Raw genomic sequence first — 13,181 nt, 5'->3', positions numbered from 1 at the left:
TGGATGCGACATCCTCAACTGTCAGGCCTGACTGCAGTGCTCTTACAGCGGTGTGACGGGCTACCTTCGATAGTTCGTACTCCGCTGCTCGCAGTTCCCGGCGGCGCCGCTTGATCGAACCCAACTCAAGGATCAATGCATCGCGTTGTCTCGTATCCACAGATACATGGTCGTGCAGGCAGGCAGGCGGATGGATGGATGGATGGATGGATGGATGGATGGATGGATGGGGCGGCGAAGCTTAATGGCCGAGTTAACTGCCGGGGGCTGTCCACTGTTGAGGCACGACGGACTGCCGCCTACCACCGCTTTAGGAGCGAGGTGGGGCGACTTGGGCCCTGACCTGCGGGATGGCGACTTCAGGGTTTGCTTGCTTTGGTCCCTGCAGGCAGCCGCAGTTCCCCGTGAGTCCCCGCTCCATCTGGCGCGGTTGTGGCACGGGGAACTTCTGATCCTCTGGACGTGGACGGTTCTCGACGCTGCGCCGGTACGCTGCCGACCCATGACATCACCCAGGACAGACGCCCAGGCTCTACCGGATCGCCCGACTCTCCTGTGGGGCGTTTCCTTCACCTCGCTGGGCGTTTCCCTGATCACCTGGGCTCTGCTCTGGGTGAATGCATACGTGATCAACGATGACCTGCCCAACGCCTGCCACGATCTGCGTAGGCACAGCTTCCCGCCGGAGGTGGCGTGCGCTTCTATGGACGGAACGCTCACCGGCGCGAACGCTGGGTGGATCGAGGCTCTGTTTTTCGCCTCGCTCGTGGTGTCAGTGATGTTCATGACCATGGCACTGATAATCGTCACGCTCGTTCGCAAGAGGTGACTCGCGCGCCCGGATCTCCGAACTGCGTAACTGACCTAACGCTGTGACTGCGCCGAGCCGCCAACAGTCGATAGAGGCCCATGACCGTGTCACCCTCTGAACGGTCTTGAAAACCGTCGTGGCAGCGATGTCACCGTGGGTTCAAATCCCACACCCACCGCATGTGAACGGCCCCTGACCAGGCGATTCGGTCGGGGGCCATTCTCGTGCGTCCTGTCCGTCAGTGTCCGTGGTTCCCCGCCAGTTCCCGGCCGATCGGGCACGACAGGGGAACGGGCGCCTTCTGGCCCAGCAGACTCGCCGGTTGCGGACTGGAACAGTGGTCAGGTGGGGAAGAACCGATCACATCCACGGTGTCGCACGGGGGCAGCCATATGAACTCAGACACGGTCACCGCTGTTGCAGCGACAGTCATAGCACTCGGCTCTCTTTGGGTCAGCTACACACAGGCCAGGGACAGTAGGCGACATAGCCGCCAGTCGGTGAGGCCTGTGCTCCAGATACGCCGCGTCAAGGAGTACGAAGGCACTGAAGCGGGGCTCAACGTCGTCAATGCTGGTCTTGGGCCGGCCATCGTGACGAGCTCGGTGGTGCGGTTGGACGGAGAGGCCGTTGGGCAGTGGGACTACCACACGCAGCAACGCATACTGAGCTCGTTCCCGACGCGACCCAAGGCACATTCCTTACGCCCAGGCGCCGTGGTGTTAGCCGGGCAGACCATCTTCTTGTTGTCTCTGGACGAGTTCAGCGATGACGAGCATGGCTGGTTCTGGGATCTCATCACCCGACGCCTGGTGATCGAGATCCGTTACGAATCCCTTTACGGCGGCGAGGACTTGAGTGTGACACCACCCGGGTTCTGAAGCGGTCCTCAACCCACCACTCACCCCAGCTCCCATCCCGTCCGCCTTCGACCCACACACCGTGGAGCGGGCGTGGTTCAGGGCGTCAAGGTGGAGCGCGCCACTGTACGAACGACCTTGACGCCCTGGGCCGCGACTGCTCGGCTCTGCCTGGGTCGAAGGTGGTCGGGATGGGAGCCCCACGACGCTCGCCACGCTCCGGCCGGCACTCGCGAACGGTGCCCTATCCATCCCGGAGTCTGAGCGCCCCCGCCGGAGGCATGTCTTGAAGCCGCGGGCTTGGTTCTCGACTCAGGGGCCGTAGTTCGCTGCGGCCCCAGGGGTCTGGCCTGGGCGCCGAAGGCGCGGAGGGCCGGGCACAAGGGGCCAGCCCGCGCCTTGCGCGGGCACTTGATGAAGTAGGGAAACTCTTACCGCGCTACGTGCCTGGACCGGCTGCTGCGGCGGCGCCGACTGAGTGGCGACTGCCGTCAAGTACTACCGTCAACGCCCCCGCAGCGGCTCGCTGCGGGGGCGTTCTGACTGGTGGGCGCGGACGGTTTCGAACCGCCGACATCTGCTTTGTAAGAGCAGCGCTCTACCCCTGAGCTACGCACCCGTGGATGAGGCAACAGCGTACATGGACTACGGCCCGCGGTCACAAACGGTTGCCCGGACGGCAGCGAACGAGGCGGCAGCGGCCAAGGCGCAGCCGCGGCAGCCGCGGCTGCGTCCGGGGGATATCCCCACCCCTCATACGGTAGCCGTCCGGATTCTGCCGGGTGGGCCGGCGTACGTACGGTGAGGCACACACCGTCGGGACCGCCCGTCGTACGACCTCGGGGAAAGATCATCGTGGCACTCCGTACCCGCACTCTCATCGCATCCGGTGGGGCCCTGCTGCTCGGTCTGGCCCTCACCGGCTGCGGCAGTACGGATCCGGGCGACACGCCCGCCGAGCACAAGTCCTTCGCGCTCAGTGGGAAGACGCTGACCATCTACTCCGGTCACACGTCTCTGGAGCTCGTACCGGCCGATGTACGGAAGGTCGAGGTGACCCGTCATGTCGACGGATGGGTGGTTCTCGGAAACGGGCCCGATCCCAAGTGGAAGATGCAGGACGACACGCTCACGCTCCAGGTGAAGTGCAGGGCCGTGATCAGCGACTGTGCCGCGCAGCACCAGGTCAAGGTGCCGCGCGGGGTGGCCGTGGTCGTCAAGGGGGACAACGGGAAGGTCGTCGCGTCCGGCTTCGACACTCCCCTTACCCTCCACGCCGACAACGGGAAGGTGACCGTCCGGGACTCCAGCGGGCCGCTCGAACTGGGGAGCGACAACGGTGGCATCCTCACCGAAGGGATCTCGGCCAAGTCCGTATCGGCTCGGTCCGACAACGGCATGATCCGGCTGGGGTTCACCTCCGTGCCCGATCTCGTGGACACCGAGAGCGACAACGGAGGGATCACCATCGATCTGCCGGGCGGCTCCGTGAGGTATGCGGTGGACGCCGTCGCCCGCAACGGACGCGTCTCGGTGGACGCGCCGCGCAGCAACGACAGCAGCCATACGGTGAAGGCCCGGAGCGACAACGGCCAAGTCACGGTCCGAAGCGTGAACTAACCGGCCCGTGTGTTCGTCCTTACCTGGTGGGAGAATGTACCGGGCAGGGCGAAACGGCACGGGAGAGGGATGTGACGGCGACACACACGCGGCCGCAGGCGAGAGCGGGTGAGAATTCCGCCGTCAAGGGTGTCAGGGGTGTCGGGGACGTCCTCGCGCTGATGTTGCTGCCGGTGCCGCTGCTCGCCGCCGCGCTGCCGGCCGCGTTCGCCGGTGGCGGTACGAGGCGCTGGTTCGGCGGGCGCGGGGAGAGCCAGCGCGCCGATGCGCAGGCCGCGAAGGACGCAGCCGCCGCCGCCTTCTACGAGCTGGACACAGCCCAGCGCGATCTGCGGATCTCGATCGAGACGATCACCGCGGTGGACAGCTCGCCCGGTGCGCGCAAGGCCGTGGATGACTTCGCTGCTCTCGGGCGGCGGATCGACGAGGCCAGTCATACGTACATCACCGCGGTCGACGCACACGACCTTGACCGGGACGATCTGGAGCCGGCCGTCGCGGCTCGTGCCAGGACCGAGCTGACCACGGCCAAGGACGAGCTGGTGCGGGTCAAGGGCGAGCTGGACAGGTTCGCGCAGGGGCTCGGGCCGCTGCTGGGCAACGCGGAGACGCAGCTCGCCCGGCTCGCGCCCGCCGTGGAGCGGGCCCGGCAGGCGCTCCTCGGTGCGAGCAATGCTCTCGATGCGGTGCGGGCGTCCGGACTGCGGGCGGACGACCTCGCCGCGCGGCTGGCGGCCCTCGCTCCCGAGCTGACCAAGCTCAATCAGGGCGCCGGCCGGCACGGCGTTCCGGAGACCCTGCAGCGTGCCGATCGGGTGCTGCGCGATGCCGAGGCGGTACGGGCAGAGGCGGCCCAGTTGCCCGAACGGGCCGCCGAGATCGACCACCGGCTGGTGTCGCTGCGTACCCGCGCCCAGGCGTTGACGACCCGAGCGGGCTCCGTGGAGCCGGTGCTGAGCGAGCTGCGGCGGCGGTTCTCCGCGGCGTGCTGGCAGGACCTCCAGCCGGTGCCGGAGCAGGCGGCGACCAATGTGCGGCAGGCCGAGGAGAAGCTGAAGGAGGCCGCCAAGGCGCGGGACGAGCAGCGGTGGGCCGATGCGACCTCCCGGCTGAGCACGGTGCGCGCCCTGCTGAACGCCACGGACGAGGCGGTGTCCGCGGCCGGCGACCGGCTGCACCGGCTGAACGATGTGGCCGAGGACCCGCAGCAGGAGATCCAGCGGACCCGGTTCGCGATCCGGGACGCCCAGCGCCTGGCCATGGCCGGGCGCAACACGCCTGATCCGCGTCATGCCCGTCCGCTGGACGATGCCGTGGCCCGGCTGGAGCGCGCCGTCGCCGGCCTGGAGGGGCGCCACCCCGACTACTGGCACTTTCTGACCGAGACCGAAGCGGTACGGCAGACGGCGGCGCGGGTGGTCTCCGAGATCCGTGAGGAGCGCGGGGCCGGCGGGTGATGTGCGGGGGCGGCGACAGCCCTCCTGATACGTCGGGTTGCGATACGCCGGGTTGCGATACGCCGGGTTCGGGCCCTTCGGCCCTTCTGATGTGCGGCAGCATCCCCGTGGACGGATCCTGGTAGTACGCGCGAAGGAGGCCGAAATGGCCACCCATGTACTGCACACCACCGGACGACAGACCCCGCGGCGCCCCCGCAGGGTCACCCAGCTCGACAAGCACCTTCCGGTCGATCACCGGCTGAACCGCGTCTACCGGGTCGGGGCGGGACTGATGGGGCTGGTGCTTCTCGCCTTCGGAATCCTGGGGCTGATCGACGAGATCGGCTTCTTCAGCACCGGCGGTGCCACCGTAGCCGGTCTCAACACGAACGGTGCCCTCAGCGTCCTGTCCATCTGCGTCGGCCTGCTGCTGTTCATCGGGATGGTGATCGGCGGCAACTTCGCCTCGACGCTCAACATGATTCTGGGCATCGCCTTCATCCTCAGCGGATTCATCAATCTCGCGCTGCTCGACACCGACTACAACTTCCTCGCCTTCCACATGCAGAATGTGCTGTTCAGCTTTGTGGTCGGCCTGATGCTGATGATGTTCGGGATGTACGGGCGGGTCAGCGGCGGTCTTCCGCACGACAACCCGTACTGGCGGGCCCGCCATCCCGAGGAGGCCGCGCGGGAGATGCGGATGGGCCGGAAGGCAACGCCGACGACGATGCCGGTGTTCCGCCGTCCATAACCCGTACTGCGTCTCCGTACCACAACCCGTACTGCGTCTCCGTACCACCGGTCGGCCGTCGTGCCTGTCTGCCCCGGGCCGGCGCCGGATAGCCTGGGGCCATGCCTCGTTACGAGTACCGCTGCCGCTCCTGCGGAGACACGTTCGAACTCAGCCGCCCGATGGCTCAGTCCTCGGACCCGGCCTCCTGCCCTGCCGGGCACGGCGACACCGTGAAGCTTCTCTCCACCGTGGCCGTGGGCGGCTCGTCGGCCAGGTCCGCCCCCGCCGCACCGTCGGCCGGCGGCGCGGGCGGTGGCGGCTGCTGCGGCGGGGGTTGCTGCGGCTGAGAGCGGGCAACCGGAGTCGCGGCCTGCGGCTCCTAACGCTTACGGGAGAGCGTCAGCCCGTCCGACACGGTGAGCAGCACGCTGTCCATCCGCGGATCGGCGGCCACATGGTCGTTGAATTCCTTGATCGCCGCCGCTCCGCCGGTCGCCTGCGGGTCGGTCACCCTGCCGTGGAAGAGCACGTTGTCCGTGACGACGAGACCGCCCTGCCGCATCCTGGGCACCAGTTCCTCCCAGTACGGGATGTAGTTGCCCTTGTCCGCGTCCAGGTAGGCGAGGTCGATGTGCGGCTCGGCCGGCATCGCCCGCAGTGTGTCGAGCGCGGGGGCGATACGGAGTTCGATCCGGTCGGCGACGCCCGCCTTCTCCCACGCCTCCCGGCCGTAGGCGGTCCACTCCTCCGAGACATCACAGGCGATCAGCCGTCCGTCGGCAGGCAGCGCCTGTGCCATCGACAGGGCGGAGAAGCCGGTGAACGTCCCGACCTCCACGATGTGCCGGGCCCCGGTCAGCCGGACGAGGAAGGCGAGCAGCGGTCCCTGTTCCTCCGCGGACTGCATGCCGGCCTGGTCGGGGAGGCGTGCGTACGTGGTCTCGACGAGCTCGCGCTGCACCGCGTCGAGCGGTGGGTTGTGCGCCAGCATGTACGCGTACAGCTCGTCCGTGATCTTAGTCTCGTTACCCTTGGTCATCGCATGCTCCTCGTCGGTCCCACCGGGCCGGGCCCGCGCCGCCCTGTCCTCACATACTGCTACTGCTGGACATACTGCTACTGCTGGACGGGGGCGCCCTGCGCCGGGCCCGAAACCCGGAGCAAGTGGCGCAGGATCTCCTCGCCCGCCGCCACACCGTGCTCTGCCGTCACATCGACGTGCGGGGCGCTCCAGCCGGTGTCGGCGAGTTCGCCGTGGGCCGGGCGCCAGGCGCGGTCGGCGGCGAGGAGCAGATCGGCGTCGAGAAGGCTGTCACCGGCGGCGAGGGTGAGCGTGGCGCCGGTGCGCCGGGCGACTTCGTTCATGGCGGCGCTCTTGGTGAGCGGGCCCGGCACGGCGTAGATCTTGCGGCCCTGGAGGGAGACCGTCCAGCCGCGGGTCTCCGCCCACTCCCCCAGTTCCTTGACCCAGCCCTCGGGCAGCAGCGCGCGTTCGACGACGAGATAGGCGAAGAGGTCCTCGGCGACCCGTTCCTTGAGCAGCCAGGCGGGGTCGGCCGCGGCCAGGAGATGGGCGCGGACCTCGGCGAGCGAGGCGCATTCGTCGGCGAGCCTGCGGGAGACCTGCGTCTGCCAGTCGGGGTCGGATTCGCCGTCGACGAGGAGGTGTCCCCCGTTGGCGCAGATCGCGAACCGCGGTGCGGGACCGGGGAGGTGGATGCGCCCGTACTGCTCGCGGGTACGGGTGGTCGTCGGGACGAAGACCGTGGTGCGGGCGAGTTCGTCGAGCAGTGTCGCGGCCGTCTCGGTCAGGTAGGAGAGCGGCTTGTGGTCGTACACCTCTACGCAGAGCAGCCGGGGGGCCTCGGCGTCCGGCATGGGCAGCTGGAGAGCCGCCGTCGAGTAGATCAGGGTGCGGTCGAGGTCGCTGGCGACCAGTGTCACGGGGGCGGTCCCGGTGGCCGGGGTGACCGCGGTGGCCGGGGTGGTCACTTCGACTCCACCGCCTTGCCGTCCGCGCCCGTCGCACCCCTGGTGTACTTCGGGTGGATCAACCCGACGCAGGTGTACGGGAGTTCGTCGACCTCCTCGACCGGTACGCCCCGCTGCTCGGCCAGCAGGCGGATGTGCTCGAGGTCGGCGCCCGCGCCGCGCTTGGCGAGGATCTTCCACGGGACGCGGCGCAGCAGTACGCGGGTCGTCTCGCCGACGCCCGGCTTGACCAGGTTCACATCGTGGATGCCGTACTCCTCGCTGATCCGTTCCACCGCGGCCCAGCCCTCCCAGGTGGGTGCGCGGTCGGCCGCGAGCAGTTCCTTGGCCTCGGCGTCCACGGCGTCGACGACCTCGTCGAAGTGGTCGGCGACGGTGTCGAGGAAGTGGCCGGACACATCGGTGTCCGCAAGCTCCCGGTAGAACTTCGCGCCGTGGAAGTCGTCGGGTCCGACCAGGTCGGAGCGGAGGACGGTCCGCGAGATCAGCCCGGACACGGTGGAGTTGAGGCAGGCGGACGGAATGAGGAAGTCCTCGCGGGTGCCGTACGTGCGGACGCAGCCGCCCGGGTCGGCCAGGACCGCGATCTCGGGGTTGAATCCGTCGAACCCGTCGAGCGCCGCGGACAGTTCACGCGTGATCGCCCCCTTGCCGGTCCAGCCGTCGACGAAGACGACATCCGCCGGATCGTGATGGGCGGCCAGCCAGCGCAGGGCGTTGGCATCGATGCCGCGGCCCCGCACGATGGAGACGGCGTAGTGCGGCAGATCGAGTCCGTGCCGGTGCCTGGCCCAGCGGCGCATGAGCACGCCGACGGGGGTGCCGGCCCTGGCGAGCGAGACCAGTACGGGGCGAGCGGAGGGGGTCCCCCCACGCTTTCGGCTGTGGGGGAGCTCGGCGAGGACCGTCTCGGTGACGGTGCCGACGGCGCGGGCGACGCGTGCGGCCGACAGGTCCAGCGCCGCCTTGAACAGGCTCTGGTACTGGGCGGACGGCTGGTACTCGACGGGGAGCGACTCGGCGTAGTGCGCGCCACCGCTCTGTATCGCCTCCTCGCGCTCCTCGGTGGGCGCCTCCAGTTCGGTGTCCGAGAGGTCCTGGAGCAGCCAGCCGACTTCGTCCGGCGCATAGGAGGAGAAGGCGGGGCCGCGGAGGGGCTCGGGCAGCATGGAGGGTTCCTGCCGTTCGGAAACGTACGAGGGGAGGCCCGACGGGACGTACGAGGGGACGACCGCGAGCAGGACGTGGTCGGTGTGCGCGGCTAGCTGCGCCAACAGGCCGTCGGGGGCGTGGAGTTCGGGGGTGTCGGCGGTGGAGTCGACGGTCACGACCACGGCGTCGAAACCGGCGTCCGCGACGTTGTACGCGTACCGGTCACCGGGGCCGTCGGCCGGATTGTCGTGGGCCGGGAAGACCAGCCGGCTGCGTATCGCATAGCCGGGATCGTCCACGGCGAGGACGGGGGAACGCGTGGTCGTCGAGTAGCGCACCTCGGCGTCGGTGTGGTCCTCCAGGGCCGTGCCCAGGCGGAGGGGGGCGTACATCAGCTCCTCGAAGCCGAGGATCAGTACGCGGCGGGCATCACCCAGTGACGCGGCGATACGGGCGGCCATGGCCGGGAGGACCGGTTCGAGGGCGGACCGGTGGGCGGGGGTGAAGCCGTGCCGTCCGCCGTCGGGCACACCGGCGGGCCACTGGAGGTCCACCCGGGTGCACGGTCGGCGCCCCTGTTCGACGGCCGCTCGGGGACCGGCGGAACCGGCCCCCTCATGCGCGGCGACCAGTGCCCGGCCCTTCTCCAGGACGCCCTCCGGGAGGGTGACCGTGCCCGAGCTCCTCGCCACCAGGTCGACGCGCGCGCCGATCTCGGCGGCGAACTCGGTCAGCCTTCCCTGGTCGGCCGGCGACCGCATGTCCACCAGGGCGACGACGACGTACCGGCTCCGCGGGTATCGCTCGTGCAGCGCGCGGATGGTGTTGAGCACGGTGTTGCCCGTGGAGAATTCGTCGTCCACCAGCACCAGCGGCGCGTCTGCGTATGCATTCGTGTCCGCGTCTGTCGGGCCGCATTCGCCTGCCAGGAGGTTCGGGTCCTCCGGAAGCAGCAGGTGCGAGGTGGCGTGCGAGTGCGACTCCTCGAAGCCGCCCGCCCGCTCCACGCCCTCGACGGGGCGGCGCGTCGAATGGAGGTACGGCGCCACGCCGAGCCCGTCGGCGACCGCGTGGCCGAGACCGGTGGCCGTCTCCGCGTAACCGAGCACGACCGCCCGGTGCGCCTCGGTGTCACCGAGGAGTTCGCGCACCCGGCGGCCGAGCTCGAATCCGACGCCGTACACCACGGAAGGCTTCTGCGGCACGTGCTTGCCGAGCACGTTCGACACGAGCAGATGGGCCCGCTTGGGGTTGCGGCGCAGGGCGAGGCCCAGCAGGTCCCTCAGCTCCCTGTCGCCGTCGGGCTTCCCGTCGCCGACGAGCTCGACGCCCAGTCGCTGTGCCACCCAGCTGCCCGACCACACCACGTTCGCCGTCTCTTTCCTTGCCGCGCGCTCGCTCATCGAGACACGCTCGTTCCACGAGGCCCGCTCATTCCGCGAGGCCTGCGGCCAGCAGTTCCACGAAGCCGACGTCCTCCCTCGCCACGCCGAAGGCCTCGGCCCTCTGCAGGGTCCGCTCGGCCCAGGCCCGGTGCGGCTTCACTTCGTTCATCTTGTTCGTGTACGCGGAGCGCATGACGCCACCGCCGCCGCGTTCCGGCCGCAGGATGTCCTGTGCGTCGGTGAACTCCTCGTGGCTGACCACGGACAGCGCATGCACGGGCGCGACGTGCGACGGGTGGATGCAGGTCTTGCCGAGCAGGCCATTGGCCCGGTCGAGCTCGATCTCGCGCAGCAGGCCGTCCAGGTCGTGCTCGATCAGTGCCGTGCGCAGCTCCTCGGCCCGGCCCTCCAGGAAGGGGCTGCGGCGCAGCTGCGGTTTGAACATGCGTTCCTGGAGCCGGAAGTATTCCCACACCGGGCCGGTGATCGTGAAGCCCGTGCCGTCCGCCCGGCCCAGCACATTGACCACGTCGGCTATGACGGCCCCGACGATCTGTACGTCGTACGCGGTCATGTCGGGCGCCCTGCGGAGCCCGTAGGCCGAGCAGAAGTCGGTGACGCCGAGCCGCAGTGCGAGTACCTGCTCGCGGTACTTGTTGACGGTGCGGGTGATTCCCCGGAGTGTTTCTCTGCGGGTTTCCAGATGCAGCAGCTCGGGCGATTCGAGAACGGGCATGGCGAACAGGCGCTGCCCACACGCCTTTTCGGCCTTGGCGAGCGCTTCCATGAAGGGCACGCCACGCTCTTCGGTGAACTTCGGAAGTACAAAACCAGACAACAAACGGACACTGCGGCCGAGCCGACTCACCAGGTCCACTATCTGGCCGGGTTCCCGGACCCGGATGAAGAGCAGGGGCACCTCGGATCCGCACGCATCGAGGTCTGCGAACTGTCTGATCAGGTTCTCCTCGGCGCCGTCCACCTCGGAGTCATCGATCGAGTCCTCCAGGCACAGCACCATCGAGACGACACCGCGCCCGGCCTGCTTGATGACATCGTCAGCAAGTCGCGGCCTGGTGGCAGGGCTGTACAGGGTCGCTCCCAGTGCGGCCGAAAGCATGCCGGCTGGCGAGTCCGCACCGAATTCGCGCGGCTCCTGGTAGAACAGACCCTCTCTCGCAGCGGGTGCAATATGCCCGAAATGACGCATGTGATTCCCCCGAACTGCCTGACAGACCGGACAACGTGTGGCCGGTAATAGTACGTATGGACGGGTGTCAACAGTTCCCCACGTGCATGAATTCCGGGTAACTCGTCCATTTCCCGACGGGTCCACGTGCTGCGGACGACGTGGTTCCGAGGCACTGCCGAGACATCCGGTGCGCCCCCGCGTTGTCCGCACAGGCAGCCAGCAGGCAGGATGACGGGCATGACGCACGCGATGGTGAAAGGCTCGAACGTCCCTCTGGACGTCATGGCCGTACGGGCCGTTCTGTGCTGGACCCCGGGAGCCGGGGTTCCGGATGTGGACGCCTCGGCGCTGCTGCTCGGAGCCGGTGGCCGCGTGCGCTCGGACGAGGACTTCGTCTTCTACAACCAGCCCCGCCACCCCTCCGGCCTGGTGCGACGGCTGCCGAAGCGCAGTGTCCCCGAGGGCCTCACGGACAGCATCGAGGCCGACCTCAACGCGCTCGACCCCTCGGTCGATCAGGTGGTGATCGCCGCATCCTCCGACGGAGCCGCATTCGCTCAGGTGCGCGATCTGCGCATCCTGCTGTACGACGCGGCATCGGCGGGCGGGAACCCGCTCGCCGTCTTCGATGTGCGGCCGGAGACCGGCGAGGAGACGGCGATCATCTGCGGCGAGCTCTACCGGCGCGGCGATGGCTGGAAATTCCGGGCCGTGGGACAGGGCTATCCGACCGGTCTGGTCGGTCTGGCGACCGCCTTCGGTATCTCGGTCGACGAGGCGGAGGCCGCGGCGGAGCCCGACCCGGCCCCCTCCCCGGTAACGGTTCCCTCGCCCGTAACAGCGCCCGCTTTCCCGCCGCCCGCGCCCGCTTTCCCGCCGCCCGCGCCCGCTTTCCCGCCCGCGCCGGCCCCCGGTCCCGATTCACAGGCCACCGTCCAGCACCACCAGCAGCCCGCCTACGGCTACCCGCAGCCCGCGGTGGCCCAGCCGGCTCCGCAGCCCGCGTACGGGTATCCGCAGCCTGCCGCCGACCCGCCCGCCTACGGCTACCCGCAGCCTGCCGCGGCTGCGGCGCCCGCCCCCGACCCGAATTTCGTGCTGCCACCGCAGGGGCCGCAGTTCGTACGGTCCTGAGACGGCCCTGGGGCGCCCCGAACCGCCCTCGGCCCGTCCGGCGTCGGCTCAGGTCCGGGACTTGTAGCCCCGTCCCCACTGCATGCCCCAGCCGTACAGCCGGTCCAGCTCCGACTGGAATCCGTACACGAACTTCACCTCGCGCCGCACGATCAGCTCGTCCTTGATGTTCTCCACCGTGAACACGGCGCAGGAGCGGGCCTGTGGGGCGTGCTCGTCGAGTTCGATCTCGATCCGCGGGCCGTTGCCCGGGTAGAGCGTCACCTTGGCGTGCGTACGGTCGAAGGCCGGCGTCTGGTCGTAGATGTAGACGAAGAACAGCAGCCGCTTGATCTGGTCGCGCTGGTCGAGATTGACGTAGACGGTCTCGCCCGACGGCGCCCCGAAGCGGTCGTCCCCGCTGAGCCGGATGTACGGCGGCCCGTTCAGGTCACCGATGAGGTTGCCCAGGGGCTGGACCACGCCCTTGGTGCCGTCCTTCAGTTCGTACATGCAGCCCAGGTCCAGGTCCACATTGACCACGCCCTGGGTGTGCGCCTGGACCACATCCGGCTTGAAGAGCTTCATCGGCCGCAGCAGCCGGCCGCTCTGCCGCGATCTTCCCTCGATGTCGGACGTACGCATCCGCCAGGAGAGGTTGACCCGCAGATTGCCGGTCAGCGCACCCTGTTTGGTCAGTGAGACCGTGGCGTGCCGCCTGGAGAGCACGATGGAGTTGGTCGACGCGTTGCCCGACTCGAACTGCGCCTCCCGCCTCGGCCACAGGCTGTCCCAGAACGCCATCCCCAACCCCCACACGTATCGGTAGTGCACCGGCCCCGCACACATCACTGCGGGGCGGCCGCCGGGCCGGGTCCGGG

At 68.8% G+C, this 13,181-nt stretch carries 12 protein-coding genes and 1 tRNA gene; 7 read left to right on the top strand and 6 right to left on the bottom strand.

The window, feature by feature from the left end; genetic code table 11:
- Positions 1-502: 502 nt before the first annotated feature.
- Positions 503-829 carry a hypothetical protein gene (locus ACIPEK_RS28145; RefSeq protein WP_402001448.1) on the top strand — a complete coding sequence of 109 codons (327 nt, stop codon included), beginning with the start codon at positions 503-505 and terminating at the stop codon, positions 827-829.
- A 491-nt stretch (positions 830-1,320) separates the two neighbouring features.
- A complete protein-coding gene (locus ACIPEK_RS28140) occupies positions 1,321-1,692 on the top strand; it encodes a hypothetical protein (protein WP_402001445.1) in 372 nt (123 codons plus the stop codon).
- Positions 1,693-2,215: 523 nt separating this feature from the next.
- Here the strand turns inward: ACIPEK_RS28140 and ACIPEK_RS28135 are convergent.
- Positions 2,216-2,290 (bottom strand) — tRNA-Val (locus ACIPEK_RS28135).
- Between the two features lie 236 nt (positions 2,291-2,526).
- Between ACIPEK_RS28135 and ACIPEK_RS28130 the strand changes: the two genes are divergently transcribed.
- The 4 genes from ACIPEK_RS28130 to ACIPEK_RS28115 all read left to right on the top strand — a co-directional run bounded on the left by ACIPEK_RS28130 (position 2,527) and on the right by ACIPEK_RS28115 (position 5,813).
- Positions 2,527-3,291: a DUF4097 family beta strand repeat-containing protein gene (locus tag ACIPEK_RS28130; RefSeq protein WP_402001442.1), complete on the top strand. Its 765-nt coding sequence runs from the start codon at positions 2,527-2,529 to the stop codon at positions 3,289-3,291.
- Between the two features lie 71 nt (positions 3,292-3,362).
- Positions 3,363-4,748: a hypothetical protein gene (locus tag ACIPEK_RS28125; protein ID WP_402001439.1), complete on the top strand. Its 1,386-nt coding sequence runs from the start codon at positions 3,363-3,365 to the stop codon at positions 4,746-4,748.
- A 145-nt stretch (positions 4,749-4,893) separates the two neighbouring features.
- Positions 4,894-5,484 (top strand): DUF4383 domain-containing protein, encoded by a 591-nt coding sequence (locus ACIPEK_RS28120; protein ID WP_402001436.1) that lies wholly within the window; start codon positions 4,894-4,896, stop codon positions 5,482-5,484.
- A 101-nt stretch (positions 5,485-5,585) separates the two neighbouring features.
- Positions 5,586-5,813, top strand: coding sequence for a zinc ribbon domain-containing protein (locus ACIPEK_RS28115; protein WP_402001432.1), 228 nt, complete (start codon positions 5,586-5,588; stop codon positions 5,811-5,813).
- Between the two features lie 32 nt (positions 5,814-5,845).
- Here ACIPEK_RS28115 and ACIPEK_RS28110 read toward each other — a convergent pair whose 3' ends face one another.
- The 4 genes from ACIPEK_RS28110 to ACIPEK_RS28095 form a co-directional block, all read right to left on the bottom strand.
- Positions 5,846-6,505 (bottom strand): O-methyltransferase, encoded by a 660-nt coding sequence (locus ACIPEK_RS28110; RefSeq protein WP_402001429.1) that lies wholly within the window; start codon positions 6,503-6,505, stop codon positions 5,846-5,848.
- 77 nt (positions 6,506-6,582) lie between these two features.
- Positions 6,583-7,458: an HAD family hydrolase gene (locus ACIPEK_RS28105; RefSeq protein ID WP_402001426.1), complete on the bottom strand. Its 876-nt coding sequence runs from the start codon at positions 7,456-7,458 to the stop codon at positions 6,583-6,585.
- Positions 7,455-10,013, bottom strand: a complete 2,559-nt coding sequence (locus ACIPEK_RS28100; RefSeq protein WP_402001423.1) for a phosphoribosyltransferase — start codon at positions 10,011-10,013, stop codon at positions 7,455-7,457. The genes ACIPEK_RS28105 and ACIPEK_RS28100 overlap by 4 nt, the downstream gene beginning before the upstream one ends.
- 28 nt (positions 10,014-10,041) lie before the next feature.
- A complete protein-coding gene (locus ACIPEK_RS28095; RefSeq protein ID WP_402001420.1) occupies positions 10,042-11,205 on the bottom strand; it encodes an HpcH/HpaI aldolase/citrate lyase family protein in 1,164 nt (387 codons plus the stop codon).
- Positions 11,206-11,424: 219 nt separating this feature from the next.
- On the opposite strand from ACIPEK_RS28095, the gene ACIPEK_RS28090 reads away from it, so the two are divergent.
- Complete coding sequence (locus tag ACIPEK_RS28090) at positions 11,425-12,321, top strand: TerD family protein (RefSeq protein WP_402001417.1); 897 nt, start codon at positions 11,425-11,427, stop codon at positions 12,319-12,321.
- Positions 12,322-12,369: 48 nt separating this feature from the next.
- On the opposite strand, the gene ACIPEK_RS28085 is transcribed toward ACIPEK_RS28090, so the two are convergent.
- Positions 12,370-13,104, bottom strand: a complete 735-nt coding sequence (locus tag ACIPEK_RS28085) for a Tellurium resistance (protein WP_402001414.1) — start codon at positions 13,102-13,104, stop codon at positions 12,370-12,372.
- Between the last annotated feature and the right edge of the window lie 77 nt (positions 13,105-13,181).

Source organism: Streptomyces sp. NPDC088246 (assembly GCF_044741025.1).
Taxonomy (GTDB): Bacteria; Actinomycetota; Actinomycetes; order Streptomycetales; family Streptomycetaceae; genus Streptomyces.
The sequence above is the reverse complement of the archived record's forward strand: the minus strand, read 5'-3'. Positions and strand labels throughout refer to the sequence as shown.

Coding starts and splice junctions, on each gene's coding strand:
- ACIPEK_RS28145 (WP_402001448.1), top strand. CDS start 503: ATGACATCACCCAGGACAGACGCCCAGGCTCTACCGGATCGCCCGACT.
- ACIPEK_RS28120 (WP_402001436.1), top strand. CDS start 4,894: ATGGCCACCCATGTACTGCACACCACCGGACGACAGACCCCGCGGCGC.
- ACIPEK_RS28115 (WP_402001432.1), top strand. CDS start 5,586: ATGCCTCGTTACGAGTACCGCTGCCGCTCCTGCGGAGACACGTTCGAA.
- ACIPEK_RS28110 (WP_402001429.1), bottom strand. CDS start 6,505: ATGACCAAGGGTAACGAGACTAAGATCACGGACGAGCTGTACGCGTAC.
- ACIPEK_RS28100 (WP_402001423.1), bottom strand. CDS start 10,013: ATGAGCGAGCGCGCGGCAAGGAAAGAGACGGCGAACGTGGTGTGGTCG.
- ACIPEK_RS28095 (WP_402001420.1), bottom strand. CDS start 11,205: ATGCGTCATTTCGGGCATATTGCACCCGCTGCGAGAGAGGGTCTGTTC.
- ACIPEK_RS28090 (WP_402001417.1), top strand. CDS start 11,425: ATGACGCACGCGATGGTGAAAGGCTCGAACGTCCCTCTGGACGTCATG.
- ACIPEK_RS28085 (WP_402001414.1), bottom strand. CDS start 13,104: ATGGCGTTCTGGGACAGCCTGTGGCCGAGGCGGGAGGCGCAGTTCGAG.